This window comes from Pseudobdellovibrionaceae bacterium (assembly GCA_019637875.1).
In the GTDB taxonomy this organism is placed as follows: Bacteria; Bdellovibrionota; Bdellovibrionia; order Bdellovibrionales; family Bdellovibrionaceae; genus JAHBUW01.
In genome coordinates, this window is record JAHBUW010000023.1 from 23,174 (window position 1) to 37,477 (window position 14,304).

Below are 14,304 nucleotides of genomic sequence, written 5' to 3' on the forward strand. Positions count from 1 at the left end.
AATCGACCGATTTAGTCTCGGCCGTCGTCATCATCCGAATCGCCGGTCAGGTCGTTGTCGTAGTAGTCTTTCAACGAAGCGTCTTCCACGATCTTCTGCAGGCGCTTGACCTCATCCGAGCAGGCCACGTCGCTTTCCATCGCCTTGACCGAATTCACGAAGTTGCGGAACTGCGAAGCCGCTTCGGTGGGTTGCTTCAGGCCCTTCGGCTTGTTACCCAGATCGCGAATGTCCGCGATCGATTCGTTCATCCGCTGCTGCGCTTGCTGGATGTTTTGGTTCGCCGCCATTTCGGACTGTTGTGCATTCGATTGCAGTTCCTGCATTTGCATCTGCACCGATTGCATCTTTTGGTACAGCTCGTTGTTCGCTTGCTGCATCGACTGCTGCGCACGTTGGATGGCGGTCGATTTGTTCTGCTCGATCTGGTTTTTCTGTTCATCCAGGGCGGCGATACGACGGTTGTTTTCGGCGACGCTGTTGTCCACGGCGTCGATTTCGGCTTTGAAAGACTTGTACGTCGAAGCGCGTGCGGCTTCGTAACGTGCGTAGCAAAGCTCTTTGATGCTCATCAGGCGGCGCTTACGTTCGGCGTAGCTTTGCATATAGTTTTGCGAACCCGACACCATTCCGGCCTTCATTTCGGAAATCGCCTTTTCGAGTTCGACCATACAGTTCGTGTGGATCATCGCATCCGACAGACCCGCGAGTTCGACCGCGCGCTGACCGGTAATCTGCGCGGACCGGCTGCGCGCTTCGATATTCGCCGCGCGGAGTTCGGCCTTCTGCTGATCGATTTCCATCATCTGTTGCTGAGCCTGCATGCCCTCTTCGGCCAGGGCTTTTTGCTGCTCGTCCATGTCTTTACGCATGTCCGCCTGCATTTTGACGAACTCTTGCGACAGCTCTTTTTTCTTCTCGGCCAGCTCTTTTTTATCTTTCGCGAGGTCTTTCTGCAGATCGGCCATTTCTTTCTGGGCGTCACGCAGTGAGCGACTGCGCTCGCGTTTTTCGCTTTCGTAGTCCTTCAGGCCGTAAACCGAGCACTTCTTGATGCGTTCGTTTTGATTCTTGAAGGTCTGGTTGTTGCCCAGGCCGATCGAACGCCAGAAGTCGTTGTCGAATTCGCCTTTCGACGAAGTGTCTTCGTCGGTACTCGCGGTGACGCAGGCTTTCGCTTCGTCCATGCAAGCCTTCACACCCGCGATGCCCGCGTCGGCGCACGCCTGACTGAACTTGTTGTAAGCTTCGCGCGCTTCTTTTTCTTTCTTGCCGCAAACGTTCATTTCCGAGTTGTTCCAAGCGGACGCGCACTCGGGCATGTCTTTGTTGTTTTTGTTTTTCATGGGCTCGCCGCCGCACGAATCATAGAGGATCGGATCTTTGAGGTAAGCCGCGGTCGGCTTACACGCGTAAGTCGTATTGTGACCGGTGATCTGACCGTTCGTCGGATTCACAATGTTCGTCGTCGTGGGCTCGGCTTCGTGGCCGGGTTTACACGTGGGACGTCCGTTCGGATCTTGAGTCACGCCCGGGCCGGGCTGCAAAGTGAAGCGTTGCAAAGTGCCGGTCGATGCCGGGGCCGTGAAGATGGACGTCGTGCCGGTCGTGGTGACGGCGGCAGGGGCCGTCGCGGACCGGGTAACGGGTTTGCCATCAGCGCCCAGGACGGGTTTTCCGTCCGCGCCGATCACGATCGTTTGTACGCGGCGGGGTTCCGTCGTGGTGCCGGTCGGAGCGGTCACGGTGTCGTTGCGAACTTGACGGTAAGAGCGGGTTCCCGGGCTCGATTGGGCGACCGAGCGGACGGTGGTGCGTGCCGTGGGCGCGGGCCTCGCGACAGTTGAAACACGGCGTGTGCTTTCCGCGGAATCGTTGCGGATACTTCGTGCCCTATAGTTAGGGTTGGAAGCGAAAGCTTCGAAAGACAGCGCAGTCATCAGTAGACCGGTGACCATGCCCGTGGTCAGTTGCATTGCCTTGTGTTTCATAAGTTCCTCCAAAGCGCCTTCACTCATCGAAATTCGGTGACGCTTTTGTTGTCTACCAACTCATGGAGCAAATCAGGTGCCCAAAAACGTCGCAAGCTGAGACGTCATCTCAATTGTAAGGGCTTTCCAAATCGTCCCAAAGCAAGACTCGGGTTCCGTCTCAATTTGGGATGACCAGAAAGTTGACAAGCCCCAAGTCCCTATTCATTCATTGAAGGATGCACAAAGGCTTCAATTCTGACCTCCAAATTCGCGGTAAGGCCTATCATGTCCAGACGGAAGACTGGGGAATGCAGAACCCCTTTCTGGTCAGCCGCATCTTCGCGAACGGCGCGGTCGTCCTGACGGTGAAAACGCCGTACATGGAAGCGCTGAAAGGCGGTCCCGTCCGCGACTCCGAAGCTTTGCAGATGGCCCTGCGGCGCCAGCACCAGATGATGATCGAGAAACTTCACGCCGGCGAAGTGTGAGGGAAAACTAGACCCGACTGGACCGGTTGAATCGACGACGGGTCCACCCCCCTTCGTTATTCTGGAGGGGTGATTGAATTCCAGCACGTCTACAAAACATATCCGGGGTCGGTCCACGCCCTGAAGAACGTCGGCTTTAGCGTTGAGAAAGGCGAATTCGTCTTCCTCACGGGACCCAGTGGGGCCGGCAAAACCACGCTTTTCCGAATGCTTTCCGCGTTCGATAGGCCCTCGTCAGGACGAGTGATCGTCGGTGACTATGACCTCGCGCAAATCAGTGCGGCCGAGTTGCCGTACTTCCGCCGCCGCATCGGAATCGTCTTTCAAGATTTCCGTTTGCTGAAAGACCGCAGCGTTTTGGAGAACGTCTCGTTGCCGCTGCTCGTGCGCGGTGAGCGAAGCGCGCAGATCCAGCGGCGTAGCATGGAAGCCCTCGAGGCCGTGGGCCTGGCGGGGCGCGCGAAGTCATACCCGGATTCTTTATCGGGCGGAGAACAGCAGCGGATCGCGATCGCGCGCGCGTTGATTCACCGTCCGGGTCTTCTGATCGCCGATGAGCCGACGGGGAACCTGGATCCCGAGCTGAGCGAAGACATCATGGATCTGATGGAGCGTCTGTGCGCCCAAGGCACGACCGTTTTCATCGCGACCCATGATCACAGTTTGGTCGAGCGTCGTCGTAAACGCCGCATCGAGATCGACGGCGGCGAGATCGTGCGGGACGAAGTATGAGAAAACCGCATTGGGTGGAAACCCTGTTTCAGCATCTGGGGTCGGCTTGGCGGCGCCGGATGGCGCTGAATCTTTTCGTCGTCTTTTCGCTGTTCGCGAGCTTTACGCTTCTGGATACGGCCTTGATCGTGGCGAAAAACTTTGAAGCCCTGAGCCAGTTCTGGGGATCGAAAGTCGAAATGAACGTCTACCTGAAAGACGGCGTCGACAGACCGGAAGCTCTCATCTCAAAAATCGAAGGGCATCCTCTCGTCAAGTCGGTGCAGTTCGTGTCGAAAGATCGGGCCTTCGGTGAACTGCAGGCGCAGCTGGCCTCGCACGCGCCGGAAATTCTGAAAGATCCCGAACTGCTGTCGTTCATTCCGGCCAGTCTGCTGGTGGAATTGAAGGGGTCGAAAAATCCCGAAGGTTATCTGGAAGTCGTCAAAGGTTACGCGGATCAGCTGAAGGCCAACGAGATCGTGGCGGACGTGCAGTTCGGCGCGGGCTGGATGGACGAGCTACGCACGATCCTGCAAGTGCTGGGAAATATCGGCGCGCTTTTCTTCACGGTCGTTTTGGTCGGATCGCTGTTCATGGTGGGATTCGTGATCCGGAATTCGTTGCAACAGCGGCGGGGAGAGATCGAAATCCTTGAGCTTGTCGGTGCTTCACGGTGGTTCATCCGCATGCCGTTCCTGATCGAAGGGGCGTTGATCTCGTTTTTGGCGGGGGCTTTAAGCCTGTGGGTCACGAATTCGCTGTTCGCCCGTGTGAAATCGACGCTGATGAACGAAGACCTGTTTCTGTTCATCGCCTATCGGTTGCACCAGTTTTCGACGGCGGGCGTGATTCTGATGTCACTGGCGTACGCGCTTTTGGGCGCGGCGGTGTCCTACATGTGCCTACGCCACCTGAACACCGGATTTGCGGCGGCCGAAAGCCAAAAGCGGGGAACGTGATGCGCGGAAGTTTCGCGGCGTTCATTCTGTCGATTTTGCTGCCGTGGACCGGGTTCTCGGCCGAAAGCAAGGTCGTGGAGCGAGTGAAGCGGGACTTGGCGGTGCAGACCCAAGAGTACCAAAAGGTTTTGAAGTCCCTGCAGAACATCAATCGCGAGATGAAACGTTTCGTCGAAGAGCGCTCTTCGTTGGATCAAGAGCGAATTCTGACCGACGTCCAGCTGAAAACGATTTCCGAGAAAACGCAAAAGATCGAGGCGCAGCTTGAATCACAGCGTACGCTGTTGCTTTCAAAGCTCGCGTCGATTCAGAAGTTCGACCAACAGGCCTGGCTGTCTTTTCTTCTGAAAGCGAAAAACTCGGCGCAGCTTGAAAGGAACATGAAGATTCTGGGACTGATCGGCCAGCGTGACGTGCAGGCGATGAAAGACTACTCGCGCCTGGCCCGCGATTTGGGACGTCAGAAATCCCGGTTCACGGAAAGGCTCACCTACCTGAACGGCCTGCAGAAAAGAATCAATGAAATGGAAAAGGGTTTGAAGGAACAGACCGAAATGCGCAGCCAGCTTCTGTCGTCGATGAAAGAGCGCCAACAGAAGACCATCGAGCGGCTGCGTAAGCTCCAGGCCAGCCAGGATCGCACGTCGGCGTTGGCCGAGTCGGGAATTCTGGACGCCCTTCTGGGCAGCTCATTCGCCGAACGTAAGGGGCAATTGATTTCGCCGGTGGACGGTACGGTGACCCAAAACTACGGCGTCATTCGCGACAACGAATATCACCTGATCTTGAGTCACCGGGGTTGGATGTACGAATCGACGCTGCATGCGCCCGTTCGTTCGGTTTACGACGGGCACATCGTGCATCGCGGGTTTTTTCCGGAGTACGGAAATTTTGTGATCGTCGATCACGCCGATCACTATTACTCGGTTTACGCCATGCTTTCCAAAACGGATCTGAAAGTCGGCGATCCGGTCAAAGAAGGACAAACGCTCGGTCGCGTGGGAACCAATCCCTTCGACGGTCGCTCCGGGCTTTATTTTGAAATCCGTCATTTTGCCGAAACAATGGATCCGAAAGTTTGGATGAAAGGGAAGGGCTATGAAATCAGCAACCTCGAATGGGATCGCTAAATACCTCAAGTTTGGGGTGGGCGCGGCCGTGCTCATCGGTGGACTAGCCGTCTTCGCGCAGGAGCGTTACACGGATCTTCAGAACTTCGCCAAGATTCTGAATCTGGTGCAGCAATATTACGTCGAACCTGTCGACTCGAAGAAGCTGATGCTGGGCGCGATTCGTGGGATGTTGCGCGAGCTCGATCCGCACACGAGCTACATGCCGCAAGAAGTGTTCAAAGATTTCGAAACCGAAACGTCGGGCGAATTCGGCGGCCTGGGGATCGAGATTTCCATACAGAACGGCATTCTAACGATCATCTCGCCGATCGAAGACACGCCCGCTTGGGAAGCGGGCATCAAGCCCGGTGACCGCGTCGTCGCCGTCGACGGAAAATCCACCAAGGGCTTGGGCCTGATGGAAGCCTCGCAGTTGATGCGCGGGAAGCGCGGTTCGAAGACGGTCTTGACGGTCGTGCGTGAAAAAGAAGACGAGCCCCGTGACATCGCGATCGTTCGCGGCAGCGTGAAGATCCGCTCGGTGAAGCCCACCGATCTGGGCGAAGGCTATCATTACTTTCGCGTGACAAGCTTCATCGAAAACACCGGACGTGACCTTGAAAAGTACATGGCCGAAGCGGTGAAGAAGGCCGGTAAAGACGGCGTGAAGGGAATCGTCATGGATCTGCGCCGCAATCCCGGCGGCCTGCTCGATCAGGCGATCAAGATCAGCGACATGTTCCTGAAGGAAGGCGACATCGTGTCGACCATCGGTCGCGACCCCAAACAGAAGGAAGTCGTTTCGGCGACGAAAAAAGGGAAGTACACCGAGTTCCCGATCATCATCTTGGTCAACGAGTATTCGGCGAGCGCCTCCGAGATCGTCGCGGGAGCCCTGCAGGACAACAAACGCGCGATCGTCATGGGGGCCCGCAGCTTCGGTAAGGGGTCCGTTCAGCACGTGATCAAGTTGGGGGACGGTTCGGGCTTGAAGCTCACCATCGCCCGTTACTTCACGCCCAGTGGACGTTCGATTCAGGCGGAAGGAATTCAGCCCGATATCGAGCTGGAAGAAGTCGACGCCGAAGCTTTCGGCAAGGCCGTCGTCAAATCGAAGGGCGGCAACCGCGAAAAAGACATCGCGGGTCACCTGTTAGGAGAAAAAGAAAAGGCCGCGAAAATCGCCGAACTCAAAGAAAAGAAGCAGACCGAGCAGGACAAGTCGGACATCGCCTCGGGTTGGTGGAAAGCGGAAGCCAAGGAAATCGAAAAGATGTCGCCCCGGGATAAACTTCTGGCGAGCGACTACCAGGTCTTCCAGGCCTACAATTACCTGAAGGCATGGAAGATCATGCGCGGTGTAAGTAAATAGCGAAAAAAGAAAAGGGACCGTGAGGTCCCTTTTGCTTTCTAGTTTTTCTCTTTGAGGTTTTCTTTTTTCACTTCCGTGACCTTTGCGGTCTTCATCAGGAAGTCGATCACCTTTTCTTCGGTGATCATGTAAGTCAGACGCTGAACCTGTTCGGGACGCGAGTAGAAGTCCTTGATGCGGGCGAGATCGATCCCGGTCTGCTGCGCGTACTCTTCGTATTTCTTTTCCAAATCGGCGTCAGTGTAGCTCAGCTCGTGCTTCGTCGCGACGGCGTCGACCAAATAACCCGATTGGATCATTTCACGCGCGGTCGTATCGAAGTCCGCTTCCCACTTGTCGGTGTACGCCGCGAAATCGTCGGGCGTCATTCCTTGTTGGGTCAGACGATTCTTCATGTCTTCGACCAGAGCGGCCTTCTGCTCTTTCAAGAGCGAGGGCGGAACGTCGACGGGGTTCGCGCGGACCAGCGAGCGGAGCAGACGATTTTTCATGTCCGAATCGATGCGCTTCTGTTCGGATTCGTTCAGATCTTTTTTGATGTTCTCGCGCAGTTGCGCTTCGGTTTCGACGCCGGGACCCATTTTGCCGGCCAGGAATTCCGGAGTCAGCTCGGGGAGCGACTTCTTCTTCAGGCCTTTCAGTGTCGTCACGAAATCGACGGGTTTACCCGCGAGCTCCGCGACATGGTAGTTTTCGGGGAACTTCAGGCTGATGGTTTTCGTCGTGCCGACTTTCATGCCGACGATGCCTTCTTCAAAACCGGGGATGAAGCGGCTCGAGCCCAGCTCGAGGGGGAAGTCAGTGCCCGCGCCGTTTTCGAGCGGCTCGCCGTCAAGCTTTCCGGTGAAATCCAGGTTCGCCATATCACCCATTTGGGCGGGGCGGTCTTCCAGAACGTCACCCCATTCGGCGTGCGCGTTTTTGATGTTTTCCACGACTTCATCCACACGCTTGTCGTCGACTTCGAGTTTTTCTTTCTCGACGGTCAGACCTTCGTAGTTTTTCAGGTTCACTTCGGGACGGATCTCGAAGTTCGCGGTGAACGCGAAGGTTTTGCCTTCTTGGAGGTCATCGACCGTGAATTCGAACTCGGGGCTCGAAACGGGATTCACTTTGTTCTCTTGGATGGCTTGGAAGAAGGCATTCTGCAAAACTTCTTGCAGGACATCTTGCTTCACGCGGCCACCGTACACAGACTTGATGGTCGCCAACGGCGCTTTGCCTTGGCGGAAGCCTTTGATTTCGGCGTCTTTCTGGATGGATTTGAAAACGCGGTCGAAGGCGCCAGTGACGACTTCGGCGGGGACTTCGATGTTCAGGCGACGCTCAAGTGAGCTGACATTTTCGATCGTGGATTTCATGGGTACGGACTCCCGGAGATTCAGTTCATAAAACGGGCGGATTAGAAGCGCGGATACTAGGAAATTTGCCCTTGGCAATCAAGCGCCTAATGCGAGGCGAAATGATTGTCCCAGAGAGAGTTGAGAGACTGCAGATTGTGAAAATTCTTTTCGTTTCCGGGAAAGGTGGAGTGGGCAAATCGACCGTCGCGGCCACCCTGGCGCTGCAGGCGGCGCGCGCGGGCCAAAAGACCCTCCTGGTCGAGCTCGGAAATCGCAGTTTCTACGGACTGGCCTTCAAGAAAAACTTCTCGGCGACCCCTTCGCCTTGGCGGGATGGCGTCGATATCGCCCTCTGGGATGGCAATTCGTGCCTGCGGGAATATGCGTTGCACCTTCTGAAATCCGAGGCCCTCTACAAGCTTTTCTTTGAAAACGCGGTCTCGCGCTCGCTGATTCAAGTGGCGCCGGGGCTGGCGGAGCTCGCGATTCTGGGGAAGATTACGAGTGGGCCCCCCCGCAACGTCGGGCCGAAACTCCCTTACGACACGTTGATCGTGGACGCGTTTGCCAGCGGGCATTTTCTGGCGCTTTTACGTGCGCCGCTGGGCTTCGCCGAAGCCGTACGCTTCGGACCCATGGGGAATGAAAGTCGCGACATCGCGAAGGTCCTGCGTGATCCCGAGATCTGCCGGTATTGCTTTGTGACCTTACCGGAAAGTCTGCCGGTGCAAGAGACCGGCGAATTGGTCGCCAGCTTCAAGGAACTCGTTCCGAATATTGCGCCGGAAATCTGTCTGAACCGCTGGCTGCAGCCCGCGATGGCGGCGCAGGTGAAGGCGCCCGTCGGCGGGGACAAAGACGACTTCGCGCACGATCTGGCGCGCCGACGCGAAAGCGAAGTCGCCGCCGAGACGCAATTTCAAGGTTTGAAAACGTGGATCGCGCCGTGGATTTTAGAAACCGACTTCGAAAAGACCGTCCTGCAGCTTGCCGAGATTGTTTCAACGCCCCAAGGTGGCGCCGGTGAGGTGAAGCCATGAGCGCGTACCTGAGCGACGCCAAAGTGATCGTCTGCATGGGGACCGGGGGCGTGGGTAAAACCACGATCGCCTCGGGACTGGCGGCGCTTTTTGCGCGCCGGGGATTGAAAGTCCTCGTGTTGACGGTTGACCCATCGAAACGGTTGAAACAGTCGTTGGGCCTTGATGAAAGCGGTGAACCGCGTCGCGTGGAGCTACCGGCGCTCTCGGCGCCGGGCGAACTTTGGGGCGCCGTCGTGAACTCGAAGAAAACTTTCGACGATTTCGTTCGCCGTGCGGCCAATCAATCGCCCGAAGCGGAAAAGATTCTGCAAAACCGCCTGTACCAACAACTCTCGACCACGCTGGCGGGTTCCCAAGAGTTCACGGCGTTGGAAAATTTGTTGGCGGCCGAGAAAAGCGGTCGCTTCGATTTGATCGTTTTGGATACGCCGCCCGCGCATCACGCTTTTGAATTTCTGCAAGCGCCCCAGAAGCTCGCGTCGATTTTCAACGAAGGCATCGCGAAATGGTTCCGCGCGCCGGAAGGTCGCGGTCTTTTAAGTGGACTTTTCCAAGCCGGAACGAAGCAGACACTCAAAATTCTGGAATCGCTGACGGGTGCGGAGTTCATGGGGCAACTGAGCGAATTCTTCTCGCAAATTCACTCTTGGCAGGGGCAACTCGAGGCGCGCGCGGTCGAGTCGCAGCGCTTGCTGGTGCGACCCTCGACGAGATTTTTGCTGATCACCGCGTTCGATGAGGCCAAGTTTCAGGAAGGCGAAGTTTTCGCCCGTGAAATCCGTAAGGGCGGCTACAACTTGGCGGGCTTGATCATCAACCGCGCGCATCCGCTTTGGTTTCAAAGCGAAGCGCAGCCGGCGGAAACCGGTGCCGCGGGATTGCAGCACGATTTCCGCAAATACTACGACGCCCGCCGCGCGAAGATCTCCGAACTCAAAAAACGATTGGGCGCGACCTTCGCGGTCCTCGAAGTCCCGGAGCAAATCGAAGATATCGATTCGCCCGGTGAAGTTTGGGAATTTTCGAAAAAACTAGAGGCCGCACTTCCGGCCCAGGAGAACGTATGATCCGTTCACTACTCGGTCTCGCGACCTGTTTGTTGCTTGCCGCGTGCGCGAGCACGAAGTCGCCCTTCGTAGCCTCACCGAATAACGAAGATCCCGTCATCGCCGAGCAGCGTAAAGCGATCGAAACCGCGCAGTCTCAGCTGCAGTCGCAAAATTGGTCCGCGGCCGAAGAGCAGTTCACGCTTTTCATTCGTAAATATCCCGTTTCTTTCTACTCGGCGCAGGCCTTTTACGGACGTGGTCGGGCCTTGGAGGGATTGGGGCAACCGGCGGCGGCGATCCAAGTTTATCGTCAGCTGGGCGAGCAGGCGCGGACCGCGGCGCCCGAGTTCGCCGCGCGCGCTTACGTGCGCATGTCGTACTGTCACGAAAGTTTGGGCGATGAGGCGCGGTTGCAGGCGGCATTGGCCGATGCCGAGAAGCTGGCGGACGCGTTACCTTCGGACGTTCGTTATCTGGAGATCCCGACGCGCAAAGCGGCTTCGCTCATGCGCATGGGACGTCGTGATGAAGCCCGCCGATTGCTCGCGAAAGTGGAAAAGGATCTACCCGATGTTCGGCCCACCAGTCCGGATGACCAGCGATTGCGTCATGCCGAAATCTTGGCGAATTTGGGCACGCTCGACGTGAAAAGCGTTACGCCCGAGAACTTCCTGCCCACGCTCGAGGCCCTGCAGGCCTTGCAGCCTTTCCTCTGGAAAGCGATCACGTTGCGCGCGGGAGCGTGGTCCAACCACGCGGCGGATCAGCTGCGTGCCGCTTATTTCAATCTCGCTGGTTTGGCGTTCAGTCCCCCCAAAGTCGAGGGCGGTCGCAGCCAGGAGTCTTCGGCTCGGTACCAGGCGGAGCTGCAAAAGAAATGGGTTGCGCGTCTTCTGGAAAGCTCGGCGGCGCTGAAAACCTATGCGGGCGGGGACCTATCCGAAGGCGGCGAGTCCCTCGTCACGACGCTTGCGCAAATTGAAGAGAATGGACGCAAGATTCTTTGGGGGCGTCAGTCTTTGACTCCGTTGACGGAAGAGTCCAAGGTCCACCAAAACCCGCGCAAAGACGGCCGTGTCGTCTCGGAACCGATGTTCGACGCCGAACGGGGCGCGGAAGTGAAAGATCCGCCGACCGAAATGACCGAGCCTTTGATGCCTGCGCCGAAAATCGATGCCGCCGATCCGAATCTGAAAGAAGGACGTCCATGATCCAGAACTCCCTCCACAAAAACTACTGCTCGAGCACCGACAAATTGTCGACGTGGTACGCCCAGAAGACTCAAGGGTTGGGGCTGCCGTTTTATTCGAGCTACGATATTCGTGACTCGGGATTCAAGGTCGCCAACGTGGACGCGAATATCTTCCCGGCGGGTTTCAACAACATCTGCCCGACGGACAAAGACTACGCGATCGAAATTTTCGCCGAGGCTTTCCGCACCCGCTACGGCGCCAACGATCCCCAGCGCATCATGCTCGTGACCGAAGAACATACGAACAATCCCTACTATTGGGAAAACGTTCTCACGATCAAATCCTTGATGGAATCCAGCGGTCGCAAGGTGATGATCGCGATTCCGCGCCGGATGGAGCAGCCCCTCAAGGTGAAAAGCCTGACCGGCGTCGAGATCGACGTCGTCTCGGCATTTGAAGATTCTGTTTGGGTGAAAGAGTTCAAGCCGGAGCTGATCGTTTCGAACAACGACTTTTCGGAACCTTACGAGGAGTGGGCGGCGCAATTGACGTTGCCGATCGATCCGCCGCGTGAGCTCGGCTGGTACCAGCGCAAGAAGTCGAACTACTTCAAACACTACAACGCCTTGGTGGAGGAGTTCGCCGGAATCTGCGGCATCGATCCCTTTGTGTTGAACGTGAAGACCGAGATCTTCGAGAACTTCGATCTGGCGGACGAGAATCAGATGAAGACCCTTGCCGAACGCGTCGACCTGATGGTCGCGGAGCTGAAGGCTGAGTACGCCAAGCGCGGCATCCAGCAGGAGCCCGTCGTCTTCGTGAAGAACAACGCGGGCACTTACGGTCTGGGCGTGACGATGGTGAAATCCGGCGCCGACGTCATGGAGTGGAACTATAAATCCCGCAAGAAAATGAAGGCCGCGAAAGGCGGGCGCGAGATCCACGATGTCATCGTGCAAGAGGGGATTCCCTCGCGCGTGCAAGCGGACGGTGCGACGGCCGAGCCGGTCATCTACATGGTGGGCTGCGACCTTGCGGGCGGATTCCTGCGTTCCCACGCCGAGAAGTCTTCGACCGAATCGTTGAACTCGCCCGGTGCGGTTTACAAACGCCTGTGCGTCGCCGATCTGCAGGTGAACGTCGAAGGTTCGCCGCTTGAAAACGTCTATGGCTGGTCGGCGCGTCTGGGGCTGCTCGCGATCGGTATGGAGGCGCGGGATCTGGGCCTGCGTCTGCGCGGTCGGGGTTGCCCGACGGCGGGGGAATAAACTTCATTTCCCGACATTGGTCGGGTGGGCTTTGGGCGAATTTCACCCTTTTTTTACCTGAGGGTGTGCTACGCTTTTTCTATGAAGTGGTTTATCGGCGGTTTGATTCTGGGCGTCTCGTTTATCGGGGGATTCAGTTACATCATTCAGTCTCATCAGCCGACGGGTGAAGTCGCGGTGATGAACCGTTCGGCGCGGACGCCGGCGGCGATCCGGAAGGTCTATGACTTTTCGGAGCTCGACGGCAATGCCCTGAACCAAGCTTCCAAACAACGTCTGATGGCGGGCTTTGAAGTCACCCGCGATCAATCCGACATCGGTGTGCGCCTGGGTCACTTTGTGGTCGCGGGTCAAGACGGCGAAAAGGTGTTCGCCTGCGATCGTTTCGACCGCGTGGTCCTTTCCTTCGAAGGCGAAGGCGTCGCGACCAACGGCGATAAGCCGCAGATGGAAGTCGAAGGGCAGTGCGAACCGGACCAAGACGTGAATCGCATTTCGCCTTTGTGGATCCCGGTCGCGCGCATCACCGCCGACACGGTTCATGACGGCGAACAGATCTACCAAAACCGCGGCCAAGATATCCGCGTGAAGTTCGCGAACGTCTCGGATCAATGGCCGCCCCAATGGGTGTTGACCTCGATCCGTTTGAAGAACGCGGGCCATGAAGACGTGACCATCGAGTCGACGGAGCTCCGTCAGATGATGGATCGTCCCGTCGTCGTCGAATTCTAATTCGGTTTCGATCTCAAAACGAGACGCTCCACGAAGCTCGTCGGAGTCCGTCTTTCTTTTCTGTTATCTTGAATGGATGGGGACGTTTCGCCGAGGCAAAAAACGTGGCGTTTTGGGGGTCATACTCCTTCTATTGATGCTGCTGCCGACGTTTCAGAACTGTGGTTCCCATCTGCAGATGACGGGATCATTTGAGAGCGCTTCGGCGCTGGAATCCGTCGGCGCGACCGCTTCGTCCGGAAACTCGCAACAGACGGTTCCCGCGACGGGAGGTTCCGGACAGGCCACCGCGCCCACGCCGTCACCGACGCCGAAACCGACTCCAGTCCCGACGCCACAACCGACGCCTGTCCCGACACCCGTGCCGACTCCGACCCCAACACCCGAGATCGTCTGCCGTCCGCCGCGCCATTACCAGCATGTGCTGCTGCCGGGACAAGAGAAGTTCCTGCAATGCGGGTCCCATTCCGATGTCATGCATGTTTCGGTTCCGGATCGCGGTCGCGCCATCGCCCGATTCACCGCGGGATACCGGAACAATCATCCTTCGACGATTTACTACTGGGCCACGAATGTTGTCGTCGGCGCGCCCATTCAAGTGTCGGGCGTCGGTGACGATATCTGTCCCGGGACGGGGACGGTGGCGAAGCAAACCCTCGGCTACGGAAATTTGGTGGACGGGTACCAGACCGTGCGGGTCACCGCGATTCAAGGCTCGAGTCCCTGCGAGAACGGGCACGTGGCCGTCATGTCGGGTGCGACATTGGATATCTGGGTGGAGGACGATCGCGCGGAGTGCGTGGGCAAAGATCTTTCTTATTCGAGCGTGTACATGACCCGCGGGGTTTCCGAGCAGAACGTGTACGTCTGGAAGACTTATATGGAGGCGGCGGTTACGCTTTCGGTCGCCAAGGCGAAAAATCGTTCGCGCGTGCACATGATGACTTCGGTGGAGGGAACTCCGGATCAAAACCCGAATCGCGTTTGCGGACAAGAGTCGGCAACGCTGGTTTCACAAAGTGCCGTGGGTGGAGCCGTGACCGCGCAATACCAATACG

13 protein-coding genes are annotated in these 14,304 nt (G+C 57.2%); 11 read left to right on the top strand and 2 right to left on the bottom strand.

The features are described from left to right. Nucleotides 1-11 precede the first annotated feature (11 nt). Complete coding sequence (locus tag KF767_18770; GenBank protein MBX3019938.1) at nucleotides 12-1,991, bottom strand: hypothetical protein; 1,980 nt, start codon at nucleotides 1,989-1,991, stop codon at nucleotides 12-14. A gap of 218 nt (nucleotides 1,992-2,209) precedes the next feature. On the opposite strand from KF767_18770, the gene KF767_18775 reads away from it, so the two are divergent. The 5 genes from KF767_18775 (at nucleotide 2,210) to KF767_18795 (ending at nucleotide 6,618) form a co-directional block, all read left to right on the top strand. Beyond that, on the top strand, nucleotides 2,210-2,461 hold the full coding sequence (locus KF767_18775) for a hypothetical protein (GenBank protein ID MBX3019939.1): 252 nt from the start codon (nucleotides 2,210-2,212) through the stop codon (nucleotides 2,459-2,461). Between the two features lie 69 nt (nucleotides 2,462-2,530). Then, complete coding sequence (gene ftsE, locus KF767_18780) at nucleotides 2,531-3,193, top strand: cell division ATP-binding protein FtsE (GenBank protein ID MBX3019940.1); 663 nt, start codon at nucleotides 2,531-2,533, stop codon at nucleotides 3,191-3,193. Next, nucleotides 3,190-4,134 carry an ABC transporter permease gene (locus KF767_18785; protein ID MBX3019941.1) on the top strand — a complete coding sequence of 315 codons (945 nt, stop codon included), beginning with the start codon at nucleotides 3,190-3,192 and terminating at the stop codon, nucleotides 4,132-4,134. Before ftsE ends, KF767_18785 begins: the two co-directional genes overlap by 4 nt. After that, nucleotides 4,134-5,264: a peptidoglycan DD-metalloendopeptidase family protein gene (locus KF767_18790; protein ID MBX3019942.1), complete on the top strand. Its 1,131-nt coding sequence runs from the start codon at nucleotides 4,134-4,136 to the stop codon at nucleotides 5,262-5,264. The genes KF767_18785 and KF767_18790 overlap by 1 nt, the downstream gene beginning before the upstream one ends. After that, on the top strand, nucleotides 5,233-6,618 hold the full coding sequence (locus tag KF767_18795) for a S41 family peptidase (GenBank protein ID MBX3019943.1): 1,386 nt from the start codon (nucleotides 5,233-5,235) through the stop codon (nucleotides 6,616-6,618). Before KF767_18790 ends, KF767_18795 begins: the two co-directional genes overlap by 32 nt. Nucleotides 6,619-6,656: 38 nt before the next feature. Here KF767_18795 and tig read toward each other — a convergent pair whose 3' ends face one another. Beyond that, complete coding sequence (tig, locus tag KF767_18800) at nucleotides 6,657-7,979, bottom strand: trigger factor (protein ID MBX3019944.1); 1,323 nt, start codon at nucleotides 7,977-7,979, stop codon at nucleotides 6,657-6,659. A 137-nt stretch (nucleotides 7,980-8,116) separates the two neighbouring features. Here tig and KF767_18805 point away from each other — a divergent pair, with 137 nt between their 5' ends. The 6 genes from KF767_18805 to KF767_18830 form a co-directional block, all read left to right on the top strand. Further along, nucleotides 8,117-9,001, top strand: a complete 885-nt coding sequence (locus KF767_18805) for a P-loop NTPase (protein ID MBX3019945.1) — start codon at nucleotides 8,117-8,119, stop codon at nucleotides 8,999-9,001. Continuing rightward, nucleotides 8,998-10,071, top strand: coding sequence for an ArsA family ATPase (locus tag KF767_18810; protein MBX3019946.1), 1,074 nt, complete (start codon nucleotides 8,998-9,000; stop codon nucleotides 10,069-10,071). Before KF767_18805 ends, KF767_18810 begins: the two co-directional genes overlap by 4 nt. After that, nucleotides 10,068-11,264 (top strand): hypothetical protein, encoded by a 1,197-nt coding sequence (locus tag KF767_18815; protein MBX3019947.1) that lies wholly within the window; start codon nucleotides 10,068-10,070, stop codon nucleotides 11,262-11,264. The genes KF767_18810 and KF767_18815 overlap by 4 nt, the downstream gene beginning before the upstream one ends. Continuing rightward, on the top strand, nucleotides 11,261-12,514 hold the full coding sequence (gene gshA / locus KF767_18820; protein MBX3019948.1) for a glutamate--cysteine ligase: 1,254 nt from the start codon (nucleotides 11,261-11,263) through the stop codon (nucleotides 12,512-12,514). Before KF767_18815 ends, gshA begins: the two co-directional genes overlap by 4 nt. 81 nt (nucleotides 12,515-12,595) lie before the next feature. After that, the gene (locus KF767_18825; GenBank protein ID MBX3019949.1) at nucleotides 12,596-13,246 is read left to right on the top strand and encodes a hypothetical protein; all 651 of its coding nucleotides are present in this window, start codon (nucleotides 12,596-12,598) and stop codon (nucleotides 13,244-13,246) included. Between the two features lie 136 nt (nucleotides 13,247-13,382). Beyond that, nucleotides 13,383-14,304: hypothetical protein (locus tag KF767_18830; GenBank protein MBX3019950.1), on the top strand; the 922-nt coding region annotated here is incomplete at its 3' end.

What these genes read in the sequence shown, in the direction of transcription:
- KF767_18810 (MBX3019946.1), top strand. Translation starts at nt 8,998, where the DNA reads ATGAGCGCGTACCTGAGCGACGCCAAAGTGATCGTCTGCATGGGGACC.
- KF767_18770 (MBX3019938.1), bottom strand. Translation starts at nt 1,991, where the DNA reads ATGAAACACAAGGCAATGCAACTGACCACGGGCATGGTCACCGGTCTA.
- tig (MBX3019944.1), bottom strand. Translation starts at nt 7,979, where the DNA reads ATGAAATCCACGATCGAAAATGTCAGCTCACTTGAGCGTCGCCTGAAC.
- KF767_18815 (MBX3019947.1), top strand. Translation starts at nt 10,068, where the DNA reads ATGATCCGTTCACTACTCGGTCTCGCGACCTGTTTGTTGCTTGCCGCG.
- KF767_18795 (MBX3019943.1), top strand. Translation starts at nt 5,233, where the DNA reads ATGAAATCAGCAACCTCGAATGGGATCGCTAAATACCTCAAGTTTGGG.
- KF767_18775 (MBX3019939.1), top strand. Translation starts at nt 2,210, where the DNA reads ATGCACAAAGGCTTCAATTCTGACCTCCAAATTCGCGGTAAGGCCTAT.
- KF767_18825 (MBX3019949.1), top strand. Translation starts at nt 12,596, where the DNA reads ATGAAGTGGTTTATCGGCGGTTTGATTCTGGGCGTCTCGTTTATCGGG.
- KF767_18785 (MBX3019941.1), top strand. Translation starts at nt 3,190, where the DNA reads ATGAGAAAACCGCATTGGGTGGAAACCCTGTTTCAGCATCTGGGGTCG.
- KF767_18790 (MBX3019942.1), top strand. Translation starts at nt 4,134, where the DNA reads ATGCGCGGAAGTTTCGCGGCGTTCATTCTGTCGATTTTGCTGCCGTGG.
- gshA (MBX3019948.1), top strand. Translation starts at nt 11,261, where the DNA reads ATGATCCAGAACTCCCTCCACAAAAACTACTGCTCGAGCACCGACAAA.